Here is a 15,740-nt window from a genome sequence, read left to right on the forward strand (position 1 = left end):
CTGCGCATGGCGCCAGCGCCGGGTCAAAATACCCGGTCCGGCCTCAGAGCCAGCCCCGGAAATAACAAGGAAAATTCGGTGAAACTCAGCGATATCGCCCGTCTGGCCGGTGTGTCCGTGACCACGGCCAGCTACGTCATCAACGGCAAGGCTGAACAGCAGCGCATCAGCAGCAGTACTGTCGAACGGGTGCGCGCGGTGGTCGAAGCCCACGGCTTCACACCCAACCCACAGGCCGCAGGCCTGCGCAGCCGACACACCCGCACCCTGGGCTTCATTCTCCCGGATCTGGAGAACCCCAGCTACGCCCGCATCGCCAAGCAGCTGGAGCAAGGCGCCCGCGCCCGTGGCTACCAGTTGCTGATCGCCAGCAGCGACGACCAGCCCGACAGCGAGCGCCAGTTGCAGCAGCTTTTCCGCGCGCGCCGTTGCGATGCCCTGTTCGTCGCCAGTTGCCTGCCACCGGAAGACGACAGCTACCGCGACTTGCAGGACAAAGGCCTGCCGGTGATCGCCATCGACCGCCGCCTGGACCCTGCACACTTCTGCTCGGTAATCAGCGATGATCGCGATGCCAGCCGCCAACTGGCCACCAGCCTGCTCAGCGCAGCCCCACGCAGCATTGCCCTGATTGGCGCACGCCCCGAGCTGTCGGTCAGCCAGGCGCGTGCCGGTGGGTTCGACGAAGCCCTGCAAGGCTACGCCGGTGATGTCCGTCGCTACCAGGGCGAAGCGTTCAGCCGTGAGTGCGGCCAGCGCCTCATGCAACAGCTTATCCATGACCTGGGCGGCCTGCCGGATGCCCTGGTGACCACCTCGTACGTGTTGCTGCAAGGGGTGTTCGACACCCTGCAGGCGCGCCCTGCCGACTCGCGCCAGTTGCAGCTGGGCACCTTTGGCGACAACCAGTTGCTCGACTTCCTGCCACTGCCGGTCAATGCCATGGCCCAGCAGCATGGCCTGATTGCTGCCACCGCGCTGGAACTGGCGCTGGCCGCAATCGAGGAAAAACGCTACGAACCGGGCGTGCATGCCGTGGGCCGCACCTTCAAGCAGCGCATCACGGCGGCCTGAACATGCGCCTGATCGACACCCACACCCACCTGGACTTCCCGGATTTCGACGCCGACCGCCCGCGCCTGCTGGCCAACGCGGCGGCACGCGGGGTGGAACGGATGGTGGTGCTGGGGGTGTACCAGGCGAATTTCCAGCGGGTGTGGGACCTCGCCTGCACCGATCAGCGCCTGTTTGCGGCACTCGGCCTGCACCCGGTGTACCTCGACCAGCATCGTCCGGAGCACCTGGTGCAACTGCGCGAATGGCTAGAGCGCCTGCACGGCGACCCACGGCTGTGCGCCGTGGGCGAGTTTGGCCTGGACTACTACCTCGAAGACCTGGACAAAACCCGCCAACAGGCCCTGTTCGAAGCGCAACTGCAAATGGCCTGCGACTTCGACCTGCCCGCGCTGTTGCACGTGCGCCGCAGCCATGCCCAGGTAATCGCCACGCTCAAGCGCTACAAGCCGGCGCGGGCGGGCGTGATTCATGCGTTTGCCGGCAGTTACGAAGAGGCGCGCGAATACATCAAGCTAGGCTTTAGGCTTGGGCTTGGCGGTGCCGGCACCTGGCCGCAGGCACTGCGGCTGCGCAAGACCCTGGCACGGCTGCCGTTGGAGAGTGTGGTGCTGGAGACCGATGCGCCGGATATGGCGCCGGTGATGTACCCGGGCGTGCGCAATAGCCCGGAGCATCTGCCGGAGATTGCCGAGGCGCTGGCCGAGGTGATGGGTGTTGATGTCGGGAAGCTGGCTGAGGCTAGCAGCCGCAATGCTTGCGAGTTGTTTGGCTGGTGCTCGCCTTTGTAGTTGCTGCGCCTGCCTAATCGAGCGCCGCCCGCGCGGCGCATCGCGAGCTGCGCTCGCTCCTACGTTTGTTTCGGGCCAGTCACGCCTGTGACAGGCGCGCGACCGCCTTGTTCGTACGACGTGATATCGCGCCTTGCGCCGAAGCGTTCGCGCGCAAATCCCACAGGAATAATTGGCCCGAAACAAACGTAGGAGCGAGCACAGCTCGCGATGCGCCGCGCGGGCGGCGCTCGATCTGCCAGGCGACGTAAATAGCAAGGCGACCCCATGTCAGACGAGCACGGTCCACAGCGCGAAACCGGCATACCACAGCACCGCACAGCGCAGCAGCAACTCCCACAGGCTGTCCAGCCGCCCCAACCCACGCTGGCTGTCTTCTTCATCGGGAATGTCATCGGCAATACGCCCCACCCGCGCCACCAGGTGGGCAGCGCTGATGTGCCAGTTGAGCACCTCGTGCAACATCACCCGGGTCACTGCAAGGAAGTTGCCCACCAGGGCAAAGCTCAACGCCATCAAGCGAACCGGCAGCCAGTCCATGATGTGCCGCAGTTGTTCGGCCCGCGCCTTCAGCGCAGGCTGCTGGCTGTGCTCGCCGCCCAGCGCCAGCAGGCGATAGGCCAGCGCGGCACCAGGGCCCAGCACGAAATACCAGAAGATCACCGCGAAAAAGCCTTGGTACACCTGCCACAGCAGGTTGCCCTGCACACGCACCAACAGGCTATGCGGCTCATCCGCCACCACGCCCAGGTCGCGCTCTGCAACATGCAGCGCCGCTTGATCATCACCGCGCCGCCAGGCATCACGGAACGGGCCCAGCGATGCCTTGGCATCGCCACGGCCCAGGCTGTAGACCAGCACCAGCAGATGCACCGGCAAGGCCAACAGCCCATAGGCCACCGGCTCCAGCACATGCAGCAGCAACACCAGCAGCGCTACCGGTGCCAACACCAGGATGGCCAGCGTCCACCAAGGGTGCACCTTGCCGCTACGCTCCAGGCGTACCAGCTCGCCAAGAAAAAACCCATCACGTTGCACTTGATGGCGCAGGGCTGAAAACTTCTCGACCCACAGCGCCAGCAACAACACCAGAAAACTCATGCCTTGTCCTCGTTGTGCAGCAACGCTTCACGGTAGCGCGGCCAATCGAACGACGGGCCGGGGTCGGTCTTGCGTTGCGGGGCAATGTCGCTGTGGCCCTGAATGCGGCCCAGGTCGATGGCCGGCCAGGCGCTGCGAATGTGCCGGGTAAGCTGCTCCAGCACGCCGTACTGGGCATCGGTATAGGGCAGGTCGTCGGTGCCTTCCAGCTCGATGCCGATGGAAAAATCGTTGCAGCCTTCGCGCCCGTCAAAGCGCGACACACCCGCATGCCAGGCGCGCTCCAGCAACGACACGAACTGCGTCACCGCCCCGTCACGTTCGACGAACAGGTGCGCCGACACGGTCAGTTGGCTGATGCTGGCGAAGTAAGGGTGTTCGTCGGGGTCCAGGCGGTTCTGGAAGAACTGCTGCACCTTGCCGGTACCAAAGCAGGCCGGCGGCAGGCTGATGTTGTGGATCACCAGCAGGGAAACCGATTCGCCTTCGGGGCGAGCATTGAAGTTCGGCGAGGGGCAGTGGGTGATTCCGATTCCGTGGAACCAGCCAGTGGCACGGTCCAATTGCATGGGGCAAATCCTGAAAGCGCCTTGAACAGAACCACAGTATGCCCTGCCGCCAACGCCGTTTGCATGTGAATGATTGTAATGTTGCCGGCTACCGCACCTGCGGTTGCCGCAGCCCGTCGAGCACCGCCTCCAGCGCCCGCTCGAACAACAACCCGTCATCCAGCACCCGCACCTCCCCCCGATGTAGCGCCTGCGCCAGGCCCGCACCGTTCCACTCGCGCACCTTCATGCCGGTGCGGTTGGCAAACACCAGCCTGTCGCTGCTGTCGATGTGTGCCACCAGCTTGCAGCGCAGCGGTTCGTCTTCATCAAGTACTTCAACCCAGGTACCAATGCGCAAGCGCTGCACCTGCCGCAACGCCGCTGCCTGGCTATCGGCAACGTGCAAGGGCGCGCAGGACGGCTCTTCGGCAATCGCCAGCACGATCTCTTCGTCCACCAGCACTTCGGCCAAGGGTTGGTCATGGCCAACTGCTAGCTCAGCGCCTGCGCAGGCACGCAGGTGCAATTGCTCCAGTTGCAGGAAGAACTCACGGGTGGCCGCCGAATTCAGGGCCACGCTGGCCAAGCCATCACGCAGCGCCTTGAGCAGGCCCGGCACCTGCTGCAACAGGGTTTGCGGCTCATGTCCGGGGCTGATGCTGGCCAATAGCGTGTCTAGCGTGTGCAGCGCATCCCGCCAGGCCTGGGAGGCCTCACCCTGCTTTAGCCAGGCCAGCAGCAGTACCTGGCTCCAGGCCTGTACCAGCATTTGCACCACCACCAGGGGCAAAAACCGGCCACGCAGGCGCTGGTTGAGCACCCGCTGCACCTGCTGCCGGGCCTGCAGGGCACGGGCACGCCCTTCTTCGGCGTCGCGCGTGCGTTGCTCAAGCAACTCGTTGCGCCGCCGTTCCTCGTGGTTGAACGCAAGGAACTCATCGAGCAGTTCGGCAAAAAGGCCGACATCTTCGGCAAAATCATTGATCAAGCGCTGGACTATGCGCTCTACCCGCAAGTGCAGGCTGTCGCGCAGGCCTTCGCCGCCGCACTCCCAGCCAATGGCCGCGCCTGCGATTTCGTTGAGCAACCGGCGGGCCGGGTGACTGGCGCGGCTGAACAACCCCTTGTCCAGCAGGGCCACCTTGAGCAGCGGGATATGCAGGCGCGCGATCAGCGCACGCAGGCTGGCCGGCAGGTTGTCGTCGCCTTGAATACAGGCGAACAGCAGGCCGACCAGGTTGATCATGTCCTCGTCTGCCACGGCGATGCGCCGGCGCGTGCCACTGCGCACGCTGACCCGCAGCAGCAGTTGTTCGAGCTGTTGGCCGAGCTCGAAATCATCAGGCTCGCCGGTAGCCGGCACGTAGTGCTGCAAATGCGAAAGCAGGCGGACCAGGTCGGCAGTGCTGATCGACTGGGCGGCAGCCACCGCCTGCAATCGCGGTGCGAACTGCCCGCGCGCCGGGGCCAGCAAGGTTTGCAACGAAGCAAAGAAGGCCTGACCTGCTGCATCCGCCCCCACTTCCTGGCCTTGGCTTGCCGGCCCTCGCCCTGCCCTCATGCGCCGGTCTTCGGCGCGACGGCGCGGGGCCGGTTGCAACTCGGGCAGCACACCGGCGACGGCCAGCAACTGGTTGGCTTCGGCATAGATGACGTCGGCATCGCGCAAGACATAACGCTCGAACAGCTTGAGCAGGACCAGTTTGACCCGCAGGCCCACCCCCAGGTTACGGCCAGCTTCGAGGAAGTACCCGCACAATGCAGCAGGGCCCAGCGGGTTGCGCTGCTCATGCACGGGGCGGTCGAGCAAGGCCTGCAAGCGCAGGCCCAGTTGCTGCAGGGCAATGCCATCGCGTGACAGCACCCGCGCAACCATGCCGTCGATGGCCGCCGCCCGCTCCAGTTGCACCTTGCTGCGCAGGTTGCCTGGTTCAGCCAGATCCGCCAGCAGGTCGACCTGGCCGATGCGCGCGTAGGTGTCATAGAAGGTATCAAGGAAGCCGCGTTCGATACTTTTGCGCTTCAGGCGCAGGTCGCGCATGGCCTCGAAGTAGAGGTTCTGGTCGCAGCGATCAACGGCCTTGTCGGCCATCTCGAACAGGGTGTCGTCGGCATTGTCGAACAGCGCCTGAAGGCCCTGGCGCAATTGCAGCGCAGCCTTGTCGCGCACTTGCAGGAGCAATACCGGAAGGCAAGGCAGAGGCGGACGCGCCCCTCGGTCGATGGCTGCCGCCAGGGGCACCACCTTGCCTTCTTTTTGCATCCTGGACTCCTTGCAGGGTGTCATGCCCGAAGGGGCCGAAAATCGTCAAAGCTATGACGCCAAATACTGGTCACCATTATCAGTAAAAAATCGCACAGCTGCCAGCGCCGATTCATGGACGGGTTAATGACCCTCGTTTGCAGGCATTGCTCACGAAGACCGACCAAAGGTCATGGCCGGGGCGGCTGTACACATCGGCCCCCTGCCCTATAATCGCCGGCATCTAGCTTGTGGAGCCGACCATGCCGAACCTACGCCTTGCCGACCTGACCGCTGAAATCGAAGCCAACGTGCGCCGCGCACTGTTGGAGGACATCGGCAGTGGCGACATCACCGCGCAGCTGATCCCGGCCGAGCGCCTGGCCAAGGCGACCATCATCACCCGCGAAGACTGCGTGATTGCCGGCACTGCCTGGGTCGATGCCGTGTTTCGCCAGCTCGACCCGCGCGTGGCGGTGCACTGGCAGGTGGCCGACGGTGACCGCGCCACGGCCAACCAGCCGCTGTTCCACCTGGAAGGCCCGGCCCGCTCGCTGCTCAGCGGTGAGCGCAGCGCGCTGAATTTCCTGCAGATGCTGTCGGGGGTCGCTACCCGTGCGCGCTCCCTGGCCGACCTGGTGGAAGGTACCCAGGTGCGTCTGCTGGACACCCGCAAGACCCTGCCTGGCCTGCGCCTGGCACAGAAGTACGCGGTGACGTGCGGCGGCTGCGACAACCACCGCATCGGCCTGTACGACGCCTTCCTGATCAAGGAAAACCACATCGCCGCCAGCGGTGGTGTGGCCGAGGCCGTAACCGCGGCGCACCGTATTGCGCCGGGCAAGCCGGTAGAGATCGAAGTGGAAAGCCTGGAAGAACTGCGCGACGCGCTGGCAGCGGGCGCGGACATCATCATGCTCGACGAGCTGAACCTGGACGAAATGCGCGAAGCGGTACGCATCAACGCGGGCAAAGCCAAGCTGGAGGCCAGTGGCGGGGTCAACGAAACGACCCTGCGGGTAATTGCCGAGACCGGCGTGGACTACATCTCGATTGGTGCCATGACCAAGGATGTGAAAGCAGTGGACCTGTCCATGCGGTTGAGCCTGTGAGCTGACCGCAGGCATAAAAAAACCGGCCATCGAGCCGGTTTTTTGTTGCCGTCGCTGAGGGCCCTATCGCCGGCAAGCCAGCTCCCACAGGTACCGTGAAAGGCCTGAGGGCTGTGCAGTACCTGTGGGAGCTGGCTTGCCGGCGATAGGGCCGCAAAGCGGCCCCGGCGTTGCTGGATCAGAACGAGGCGTTGGCCAGGCCGTCCAGGTAACGCTCCACGTCCAGGGCCGCCATGCAGCCAGCGCCGGCCGAGGTAATGGCCTGACGGTAAACGTGGTCAGCCACGTCACCTGCAGCGAACACACCTTCAACGTTGGTGGCGGTAGCGTTGCCTTCACGGCCGCCGTTGACCACCAGGTAGCCGTCCTTGAGGGTCAGCTGGCCTTCGAACAGCGAAGTGTTCGGGGTGTGGCCAATGGCGATGAATACGCCGTCGACCTTGATTTCGTCGCTGCTGCCGTCGTTGTTCTTCAGGCGCGCACCGGTTACGCCCATGTTGTCACCCAACACTTCGTCCAGGGTGGCGTTGAGCTTGAGCTCGATCTTGCCTTCGGCCACACGGGCGTTGAGCTTGTCGACCAGGATCTTCTCGGCGCGGAAGGTCTCGCGACGGTGCACCAGGGTAACCTTGCTGGCGATGTTGGCCAGGTACAGCGCCTCTTCCACGGCAGTGTTGCCGCCGCCAACCACGGCGACCGGCTTGTTGCGGTAGAAGAAACCGTCGCAGGTGGCGCAGGCCGAAACGCCCTTGCCCATGAAGGTTTCTTCCGACGGCAGGCCCAGGTAGCGGGCGCTGGCACCGGTGGCGATGATCAGTGCGTCGCAGGTGTACTTGCCGCTGTCGCCCTGCAGGGTGAACGGCTTGTTGGCCAGGTCGACGGCATTGATGTGGTCGAAGACGATTTCGGTTTCGAAACGCTCGGCGTGTTCCTGCATGCGCTGCATCAGGGCCGGGCCAGTCAGGCCGTGGGGGTCGCCCGGCCAGTTGTCGACTTCGGTGGTGGTGGTCAGCTGGCCGCCAGCCTGCATGCCGGTGATCAGCAGCGGCTTGAGGTTGGCGCGGGCAGCGTAGACTGCAGCGCTGTAACCGGCAGGGCCGGAACCGAGAATGATGACGCGCGAATGACGTACTTCAGACATGTCGAACTCCTGTCGAGCCGGCGGCACGGGCCGGCATCGGTGTACCGGCTGCGCCAGCTGGAAAATTAAAACGGACCCACGCAGCACTTGGGGAAGGCTACAACGCGCAGGCCCGAAAAGCGGAAAAGTTGAGCGCACTGTAGCGAGGTCGCAAAGATTAAGGAAATATCCTTAGACAATCCACCTCATAGCCACCGTCTATTCATTGATTTCATCGATCGCCCAGCCCCCGGTGCTTTTGTTACAGCCCGTTTCCCGTTTGCCAGCCGCCTTTCGTCGGCGCGGCAAACTCGGTAAGGTCAGCGCGTTTTCCTTCTCTGCGGAGTCTCCCGATGCAAGCCCCTGTCCTCTCCGGCCCCCAATACCTGCGCGAAGGCCTGAAACTGGTGCTGAGCCCCAACCTGCGGTTGTTCGTGCTGCTGCCGCTGGCGGTCAACGTGCTGCTGTTCGGTGGCATGGTCTACTTCGCCGGCCACCAGTTCAGCCTGTGGCTCGATGCCCTGATGCCAACGCTGCCAGACTGGCTGAGCTTTCTCAGCTACATACTCTGGCCGCTGTTCGTTGCCTTGCTGGTATTGATGGTGTTCTTCACCTTCACCCTGGTGGCCAACATCATTGCCGCGCCGTTCAACGGTTTCCTGGCGGAAAAGGTCGAAGTGGTGGTGCGTGGCGAAGACACCTTCCCGGCGTTCAGCTGGGGTGAGCTGGTGGCCATGGTGCCACGCACCTTCAGCCGCGAAATGCGCAAGCTGGGCTACTTCCTGCCACGGGCCATCGGCCTGTTCATCCTGTCGCTGATCCCGGTGGTCAACGTCATCGCCGCGCCACTGTGGCTGATGTTCGGGGTATGGATGATGGCCATCCAGTACATCGACTACCCGGCGGACAACAACAAGATGAGCTGGCAGGACATGCTCGCCTGGCTGCGCAGCAAGCGTTGGCAGTCGCTGGGTTTTGGCGGCATCACCTACCTGGCACTGATGATTCCGGGGGTGAACGTGCTGATGATGCCGGCGGCGGTGGCGGGGGCTACGTTGTTCTGGGTGCGGGAGCGCAACTAGTTTCTACATGCTGACACAGCCCCTGTGGGAGCGGGTTTACCCGCGAAGAATCCAACCCGGTGTATGGCACCGGCTTCGCCGGTGTTCGCGGGTAAACCCGCTCCCACAGGGTTCGCGCCAACTTCCGGTTATTGCACAAGTCGATGGATCCTACAGGGGCCGCGATGCGGCCCTATAGCAACACCTCACTGCCCCAACCGGCTGGAAAACTGCCCCACTACATCTACTACCCGCTTCGCCCCGTCCTGGATCTCGACAATCACGCTGCCCGTCTCGTCAGCCAGCGCCAGCCCCTGCTCTGCCTGGCGCTTGCTGGTGTCGATGATCTCCACCGCCGCCTGCGCCAGTTGCTCGTTCTGCTTCACTACCCGGGCGATTTCCTCGGTAGCGGTGCTGGTGCGCGAGGCCAATTGGCGCACTTCGTCGGCAACCACGGCAAAACCCCGCCCCTGCTCGCCCGCGCGGGCCGCTTCGATGGCGGCGTTGAGCGCCAGCAGGTTGGTTTGCCCGGCAATGTCGCTGATGGTCTTGATGATCGAGCCAATCACCCGTGACTGTGTATCCAGCGCCTGGATGCCCTCGGCCGCCTCCTGCATCGAGGCTTCCAGGCCGCGCATCACGCTGACGGTCTGGGTAACCACATCGGTGGCCTTCTGGGCGCTGACATCAGTACCCAGCGAGGTGTTGTAGGCCACATCTGCTGCCTCGGCCACCGCCTGCTCCTGATTGACCTGGTCGGTAATCACGGTGGCGAACTTGACCACTTTGTAGAGTACGTCGTGGGCGTCGAACAGCGGGTTGTACGAGGCTTCCAGCCAGATCACCCGGCCATGGGCATCGATGCGTTTGAAGCGCTCGGCAACGTACTCGCCACGGCGCAATTTGTCCCAGAAGGCCTGGTAACCGACCGAGTTGGCCTCTTCCGGCGCGCAGAACATGCGGTGATGCTTGCCGCGGATCTGCTCCAGCCGGTACCCAACGCTGGCCAGGAAGCGATCATTGGCCGTGAGGATGGTGCCGTCGAGGGCAAACTCGATGACCGCGGTAGAGCGCATCAGCGCCTTGATCAGGCTTTCGTGCTCGCGGGACGTCTCGATGGTGCGGGTCAGGTCGCTGGAGTGCAGCGTGAAGTACTTGATGCGCCCCTCGCTGTTCTTCACCGGCTGCAGGATCGACCGCAGCCAGGCTTCCTGGCCATTGCCACGCAGCAGGCGGAAGGCGCCGTTCAGGTGCTCGCCACGGCTGATCGCGCTCTTCATGCGTTGGTAGAAATCCAGCGATTTCACATGGGCAGGGACGATGTCCTCGATGTTGCGTCCAAGCAATTGATCGGAACGGTAGAGCATTTCGCTCTCGAAATTACCGTTGACCATCTCGATCCGTCCCTGTGGGTCGAGCTGAAGTACCAGCATCTCGCTGTCGAGGCTACTCTTGACCTGTTCCACGGACATCAGGTCTTCGCGCAGCTGCCGGATTTCTTGCTTGAGCTTGCTGTTGAACATCACCGCACTCCTGGAGCGCATCACCTAGTCGAATGCATCTTCATCGGCTGCCGGTTGCACCTTCTTGAGCACCGCGCAACGAAATATTCATAAAGGCAAAAGCGTCAGCGGTCAGGCGTCATTTGCCTGTCACATTGCAGTCACATTGGCGCAACCCGGCAGGCGGAAACTTTTTGTCATGAATACACCCGCCCTACGCATTACCCTGGTCAGCGAAACCTTCCCACCCGAAATCAACGGCGTGGCCAACACCCTTGGCCGCCTTGGCGAAGGGTTGCGTCAGCGCGGCCATGTGGTCGAGGTGGTGCGCCCGCGCCAAGCTGGCGAAGCACCCGTGCACAACGACCCACACCTGATGCTGTGCCGTGGCTGGGCGCTGCCTGGCTACCCCGGTTTGCAGTGGGGCGAGGTGTCGATGCACAAGTTGTTGCGCCGCTGGCGGCGGCAGCGCCCGGACGTGCTGTATATCGCCACCGAGGGGCCGCTGGGGCTCAGCGCACTGCGCGCGGCCAGGCGCCTGGGGATCGCGGTCGTCAGCGGCTTTCACACCAACTTCCCGCAGTACTCCGGCCAGTACGGCCTGGGTTTGCTGGCACGCCTGCTCACCCACTACCTGCGCTGGTTCCATCGGCGCACGGCGATCACCCTGGTACCCAGTGTCAGCCAGCGCCTGGAGCTTGAACGCCGTGGTTTCGAGCGCCTGGAGCTGCTGGCCCGTGGTGTCGATGCCTGCCTGTTCAACCCGGCCCGACGCAGCCAGGCGTTGCGCGAAAGCTGGGGGCTAGGCCCGGACGATCTCGCCGTGCTGCATGTCGGGCGGCTGGCGGTGGAAAAGAACCTTGGCTTGCTGCGGCCTTGCCTTGATGCATTGCAGAAGGCTTATCCACAGAAGCGCCTGCGCCTGATCATGGTGGGTGACGGCCCGCAGCGCGCCGCCCTCCAACAGCAGATACCGGACGCGATTTTCTGCGGTGCCCAGCGCGGCGAGGTGCTGGCCGAGCATTACGCCAGCGGTGACCTGTTCCTGTTCCCGAGCCTGACCGAAACCTTTGGCAATGTGGTGCTCGAAGCCATGGCTTCGGGGTTGGCGGTGGTTGCTTATGACGAGGCGGCGGCTGCGCAGCATATTCGCCATGGCCACAGCGGTGCGCTGGCCATGCCGGGGGACCAGGCGGCGTTTGTCGATGCGGCTTGCTGGCTGCTGGAGGAGGAGGAAACATTGCGCCGTGTGCGCCTGAATGCGCGGCAGCATGCCAGCCGTCAGGGCTGGGCGGCGATTGTCGAGCAGTTTGAGGGGTATCTATATGGTGCTTGCCAGCAAACCGGTGCTGCGACTGGGCGTTCTGCTCAATATGTGCAGCGCCTGTGAGATCGAGCGCCGCCCGCGCGGCGCATCGCGAGCTGCGCTCGCTCCTACGTTTATTTCTGGCCAGTAACGCCTGTTATAGGCGCGCGCGACCGCCTGGTTTGTACGACGCGGTATCGAGCCATGCGTCAAGGCATTCGCGCGCAAATCCAACAGGAAAAATTGGCCAGAAACAAACGTAGGAGCGAGCGCAGCTCGCGATGCGCCGCGCGGGCGGCGCGCGGTCTACCAGGCGGCAAAAATTCCGCGGCAGGCACTCTTCAGACCAGTGCTTTCTCGATTGCCTGCACCACCGTAGGGTCATCCGGCGCCGTGCGCGGCGAGAAACGGGCCAGCACCCGCCCATCCTTGCCCACCAGGAATTTCTCGAAATTCCAGGTGATGTCGCCGGGGAACTCGGCCCCCTCGCCCGCCAGCAGGCGGTACAACGAATGGCGTTGCGGCCCGTTGACTTCCAGCTTGCCGCCCAGCGGGAAGCTCACCCCGTAGTTGAGGCTGCAGAAGTCCTGGATTTCCTTTTCGCTGCCCGGTTCCTGGCCGGCAAACTGGTTGCACGGCAGGCCAAGCACGTTGAAGCCCTTGCCCTTGTAAACCTGATAGAGGTTTTCCAGGGCCTTGTATTGCGGCGTGAGACCACATTTGGAGGCAACGTTGACCACCAGCACCACTTGGCCCTTGAACGGTGCGAGTGGCAGTTCCCCGCCGTTCAGCGCGTCCAGTTTCAGGTCGTGAAATGCACTCATGATGATATCCCCTCTCAGGTTCCCGGTTGCCGCGCAGGCGAATTCCGCCCACTAAAAAGGCGCCCGTCCAAACCGTTCACCTCCCGTAGGAAGGCAAATCGGCTTGCCCGAGCGCCTGGCGACTTTCTGAGCTTAGCGCAGAAAATCAGTGGTGATGGCCACCTTCACCGTGGATGTGACGGTGAGCGATTTCTTCTTCGCTGGCGTCACGCACGTCGACAACCTTGACCTGGAAGGTCAGGCGCTGGCCGGCCAGCGGGTGGTTGCCGTCAACGGTGACGTCGTCGCCGTCGAGGTCACGGATGGTGACGATCTGCATCTGGCCGTCCGGTGCCGAAGCGTGGAACTGCATGCCCACTTCCAGCTCGTCGACGCCTTCGAACAGGCTGCGGTTCAGGGTGCTGACCAGCTCGGCCAGGTATTCGCCGTAGGCGTCTTCCGGCTCGATGGAAACGTTCAGCTCGTCACCAGCCTGTTTGCCTTCCAGGGCTTTTTCCAGGCCCGGGATGATGTTGCCGGCACCGTGCAGGTAGACCAGCGGCGCGCCACCGGCGGAGCTGTCGATGGTCTCCCCGGCGTCGTTGGTCAGGGTATAGTCGATGGAGACAGCCTTGTTGGCGGCGATCAGCATGGGGCAAGACCTTTTGCAAAAGTATGTAGAGCGGACAAGTGTAACCAAGCCATCGTCCGATTGCGAACGCACTGCGGACAAGCAACGGCCCATCAGTCGGATCACCGGCTTTCACCAGGACGAAGAAGGCCACTGGGTGGCCGAACTGTCCTGCGGCCATACCCAGCACCTGCGCCACCAACCGCCGTGGCAATCACGCCCCTGGGTGCTGGACCCGGCACAACGCGCGCAGCGCATCGGCCAGGCTTTTGCTTGCGGCTGGTGCGCACAAGGGGCCGATGGCGCTACCCTTGGCCGCTAATTTCTTGCACCGCTTATTTCGAGAAGCACGCATGCAGACATTTTTCATTGCGCCGACCGACTTCGGTGTTGGCCTGACCTCCATCAGCCTGGGCCTGGTGCGCACCCTCGAGCGCGCCGGCCTGAAGGTCGGTTTCTTCAAGCCGATCGCCCAGCCCCACCCGGGTGACACCGGCCCCGAGCGCTCTACCGAACTGGTGGCCCGCACCCACGGCATCAACCCCCCGGTACCACTGAGCCTGGCCCAGGTCGAGCGCATGCTTGGCGACGGCCAGCTGGACGAGTTGCTCGAAGAAATCATCCGCCTCTACCAGCAAGCCTGCGTCGGCAATGACGTGGTGGTGGTCGAAGGCATGGTGCCCACGCGCCACGCCAGCTATGCGGCACGGGTCAACCTGCACCTGGCCAAGAGCCTGGATGCCGAGGTGATCCTGGTGTCGGCCCCGGAAAACGAAGTGCTCAGCGAATTGTCTGGCCGGGTCGAACTGCAGGCCCAGCTGTTCGGCGGCCCACGCGACCCGAAGGTGCTCGGGGTCATCCTCAACAAGGTGCGCACCGACGAAAGCATGGCGGACTTCGCCACCCGCCTGCGCGAGCACTCGCCCCTGCTGCGCGGCAACGACTTCCGCCTGCTCGGCTGCATCCCCTACCAGCCTGAGCTGAACGCCCCGCGCACCCGCGACGTGGCCGACCTGCTCGGTGCCCAGGTGCTCAACGCCGGCGACTACGAACAGCGGCGCATGAGCAAGATCATCATCTGCGCACGTACCGTGGCCAACACGGTACCGCTGCTGACCTCGGGCACCCTGGTGGTCACCCCGGGCGATCGCGACGACATCATCCTTGCCGTCAGCCTGGCGGCCATCAATGGCGTACCGTTGGCCGGGCTGCTGCTGACCAGCGACAGCAAGCCCGACGCGCGCATCCTCGGCCTGTGCCGCGGCGCGCTGCAGGCCGGCCTGCCGATCCTGTCGGTCAGCACCGGCTCGTACGACACTGCCAACCAGCTCAATTCGCTGAACCGCGAGATCCCGGTCGACGACCGCGAGCGCGCCGAGTTCATCACCGACTTTGTCGCCAGCCACCTCGACGCGGCCTGGCTGCACCAACGCTGCGGTACCCCCCGCGAGATGCGCCTGTCGCCCGCGGTATTCCGCTACCAGCTGATCCAGCGGGCGCAGCAGGCCAACAAGCGCATCGTCCTGCCAGAAGGTGCCGAGCCGCTGCTGGTGCAGGCCGCAGCCATCTGCCAGGCGCGCGGCATTGCCCGCTGCGTGCTGCTGGCCAAGCCCGAGGATGTCGAGGCCGTGGCCCGCGCCCAAGGCATTACCCTGCCGCCTGGCCTGGAAATCCTCGACCCCGAGCTGATTCGCGGGCGCTACGTAGAGCCGATGGTGGCGCTGCGCAAGAGCAAGAACCTCAACGCACCGATGGCCGAGCAGCAACTGGAAGACCCGGTGGTGATCGGCACCATGATGCTGGCCCTGGACGAAGTGGACGGCCTGGTATCGGGCCTGGTGCACTCCACCGCCAACACCATCCGCCCTGCCCTGCAGTTGATCAAGACCGCGCCGGGCTCCAGCCTGGTGTCGTCCGTGTTCTTCATGCTGTTCCCCGAGCAGGTGCTGGTGTACGGCGACTGCGTGATGAACCCCCACCCGAGCGCTACCGAACTGGCCGAGATCGCCAGGCAGAGTGCTGAATCGGCGCAGGCCTTCGGCATCGCCCCGCGGGTGGCGATGATCAGTTATTCAAGCGATTCGGCCAGCGATGAAGAAGTGGGGAAAGTGCGCGAAGCGACACGCCTGGCACAAGGTGCAGCGCAGGCGCTGCTGATCGATGGGCCGCTGCAGTATGACGCGGCGGCCAACCCGGCGATTGCACGGGAACTGGCGCCGGATAGCCCGGTGGCCGGGCGTGCCACGGTGTTCGTGTTCCCTGACTTGAACACGGGCAACACCACGCACAAAGCGGTGCAACGCAGTACCGACGGGGTCAGCCTTGGGCCGATGCTGCAGGGGTTGCGCAAGCCGGTGAACGACTTGCCGCGCGGGGCTCAGGTTGACGATATTGTGCATACCATTGCCCTGACGGCGATTCAGGCCAGCGTGGTGGGCTAATAGCT

The 15,740-nt window shown here is 64.0% G+C and carries 14 protein-coding genes and 1 pseudogene; 7 read left to right on the forward strand and 8 right to left on the reverse strand.

Annotation, left to right across the window (positions count from 1 at the left end; genetic code table 11):
- The first annotated feature begins 78 nt into the window (after positions 1 to 78).
- Positions 79 to 1,074 carry a catabolite repressor/activator gene (gene cra / locus ABOC32_RS27940; protein ID WP_043200568.1) on the forward strand — a complete coding sequence of 332 codons (996 nt, stop codon included), beginning with the start codon at positions 79 to 81 and terminating at the stop codon, positions 1,072 to 1,074.
- A gap of 2 nt (positions 1,075 to 1,076) precedes the next feature.
- A complete protein-coding gene (locus tag ABOC32_RS27945) occupies positions 1,077 to 1,865 on the forward strand; it encodes a TatD family hydrolase (RefSeq protein ID WP_426809645.1) in 789 nt (262 codons plus the stop codon).
- Between the two features lie 270 nt (positions 1,866 to 2,135).
- On the opposite strand, the gene ampE is transcribed toward ABOC32_RS27945, so the two are convergent.
- From ampE to ABOC32_RS27960, 3 genes are all read right to left on the reverse strand, one after another.
- The gene (ampE, locus tag ABOC32_RS27950; RefSeq protein ID WP_426809646.1) at positions 2,136 to 2,966 is read right to left on the reverse strand and encodes a regulatory signaling modulator protein AmpE; all 831 of its coding nucleotides are present in this window, start codon (positions 2,964 to 2,966) and stop codon (positions 2,136 to 2,138) included.
- A complete protein-coding gene (gene ampD / locus ABOC32_RS27955; protein ID WP_086978151.1) occupies positions 2,963 to 3,535 on the reverse strand; it encodes a 1,6-anhydro-N-acetylmuramyl-L-alanine amidase AmpD in 573 nt (190 codons plus the stop codon). The genes ampE and ampD overlap by 4 nt, the downstream gene beginning before the upstream one ends.
- A gap of 88 nt (positions 3,536 to 3,623) precedes the next feature.
- Positions 3,624 to 5,780: a DUF1631 domain-containing protein gene (locus tag ABOC32_RS27960; RefSeq protein ID WP_426809647.1), complete on the reverse strand. Its 2,157-nt coding sequence runs from the start codon at positions 5,778 to 5,780 to the stop codon at positions 3,624 to 3,626.
- A gap of 242 nt (positions 5,781 to 6,022) precedes the next feature.
- Here ABOC32_RS27960 and nadC point away from each other — a divergent pair, with 242 nt between their 5' ends.
- Positions 6,023 to 6,871, forward strand: coding sequence for a carboxylating nicotinate-nucleotide diphosphorylase (gene nadC / locus ABOC32_RS27965; protein ID WP_426809648.1), 849 nt, complete (start codon positions 6,023 to 6,025; stop codon positions 6,869 to 6,871).
- A 178-nt stretch (positions 6,872 to 7,049) separates the two neighbouring features.
- Here nadC and trxB read toward each other — a convergent pair whose 3' ends face one another.
- Entirely contained in the window at positions 7,050 to 8,012 is a 963-nt protein-coding gene (gene trxB / locus ABOC32_RS27970) for a thioredoxin-disulfide reductase (RefSeq protein ID WP_003247318.1), read from the reverse strand.
- Between the two features lie 332 nt (positions 8,013 to 8,344).
- Between trxB and cysZ the strand changes: the two genes are divergently transcribed.
- The gene (gene cysZ / locus ABOC32_RS27975) at positions 8,345 to 9,073 is read left to right on the forward strand and encodes a sulfate transporter CysZ (RefSeq protein WP_426809649.1); all 729 of its coding nucleotides are present in this window, start codon (positions 8,345 to 8,347) and stop codon (positions 9,071 to 9,073) included.
- A gap of 185 nt (positions 9,074 to 9,258) precedes the next feature.
- Here the strand turns inward: cysZ and ABOC32_RS27980 are convergent, their stop codons facing one another.
- Positions 9,259 to 9,690, reverse strand: coding sequence for a methyl-accepting chemotaxis protein (locus ABOC32_RS27980; protein ID WP_426811667.1), 432 nt, complete (start codon positions 9,688 to 9,690; stop codon positions 9,259 to 9,261).
- Positions 9,691 to 9,846: 156 nt separating this feature from the next.
- Positions 9,847 to 10,596, reverse strand: a pseudogene (locus ABOC32_RS27985) (PAS domain-containing protein); the annotation flags it as partial.
- Between the two features lie 157 nt (positions 10,597 to 10,753).
- Between ABOC32_RS27985 and ABOC32_RS27990 the strand changes: the two are divergent.
- The gene (locus ABOC32_RS27990; protein ID WP_426809650.1) at positions 10,754 to 11,944 is read left to right on the forward strand and encodes a glycosyltransferase family 4 protein; all 1,191 of its coding nucleotides are present in this window, start codon (positions 10,754 to 10,756) and stop codon (positions 11,942 to 11,944) included.
- A 257-nt stretch (positions 11,945 to 12,201) separates the two neighbouring features.
- Here the strand turns inward: ABOC32_RS27990 and ABOC32_RS27995 are convergent, their stop codons facing one another.
- Both ABOC32_RS27995 and ABOC32_RS28000 read right to left on the reverse strand, forming a co-directional pair.
- Positions 12,202 to 12,684, reverse strand: a complete 483-nt coding sequence (locus ABOC32_RS27995; protein WP_426809651.1) for a glutathione peroxidase — start codon at positions 12,682 to 12,684, stop codon at positions 12,202 to 12,204.
- Positions 12,685 to 12,829: 145 nt separating this feature from the next.
- On the reverse strand, positions 12,830 to 13,315 hold the full coding sequence (locus ABOC32_RS28000) for an FKBP-type peptidyl-prolyl cis-trans isomerase (RefSeq protein WP_016501463.1): 486 nt from the start codon (positions 13,313 to 13,315) through the stop codon (positions 12,830 to 12,832).
- Here ABOC32_RS28000 and ABOC32_RS28005 point away from each other — a divergent pair.
- Positions 13,314 to 13,616 (forward strand): DUF3565 domain-containing protein, encoded by a 303-nt coding sequence (locus ABOC32_RS28005; protein WP_043200554.1) that lies wholly within the window; start codon positions 13,314 to 13,316, stop codon positions 13,614 to 13,616. The two genes, ABOC32_RS28000 and ABOC32_RS28005, sit on opposite strands and share 2 nt — an antisense overlap.
- Before the next feature lie 31 nt (positions 13,617 to 13,647).
- Positions 13,648 to 15,735, forward strand: a complete 2,088-nt coding sequence (gene pta, locus ABOC32_RS28010) for a phosphate acetyltransferase (RefSeq protein ID WP_426809652.1) — start codon at positions 13,648 to 13,650, stop codon at positions 15,733 to 15,735.
- Positions 15,736 to 15,740 lie beyond the last annotated feature (5 nt).

This window comes from Pseudomonas sp. WOUb67 (assembly GCF_050058005.1).
GTDB lineage: Bacteria > Pseudomonadota > Gammaproteobacteria > Pseudomonadales > Pseudomonadaceae > Aquipseudomonas > Aquipseudomonas putida_R.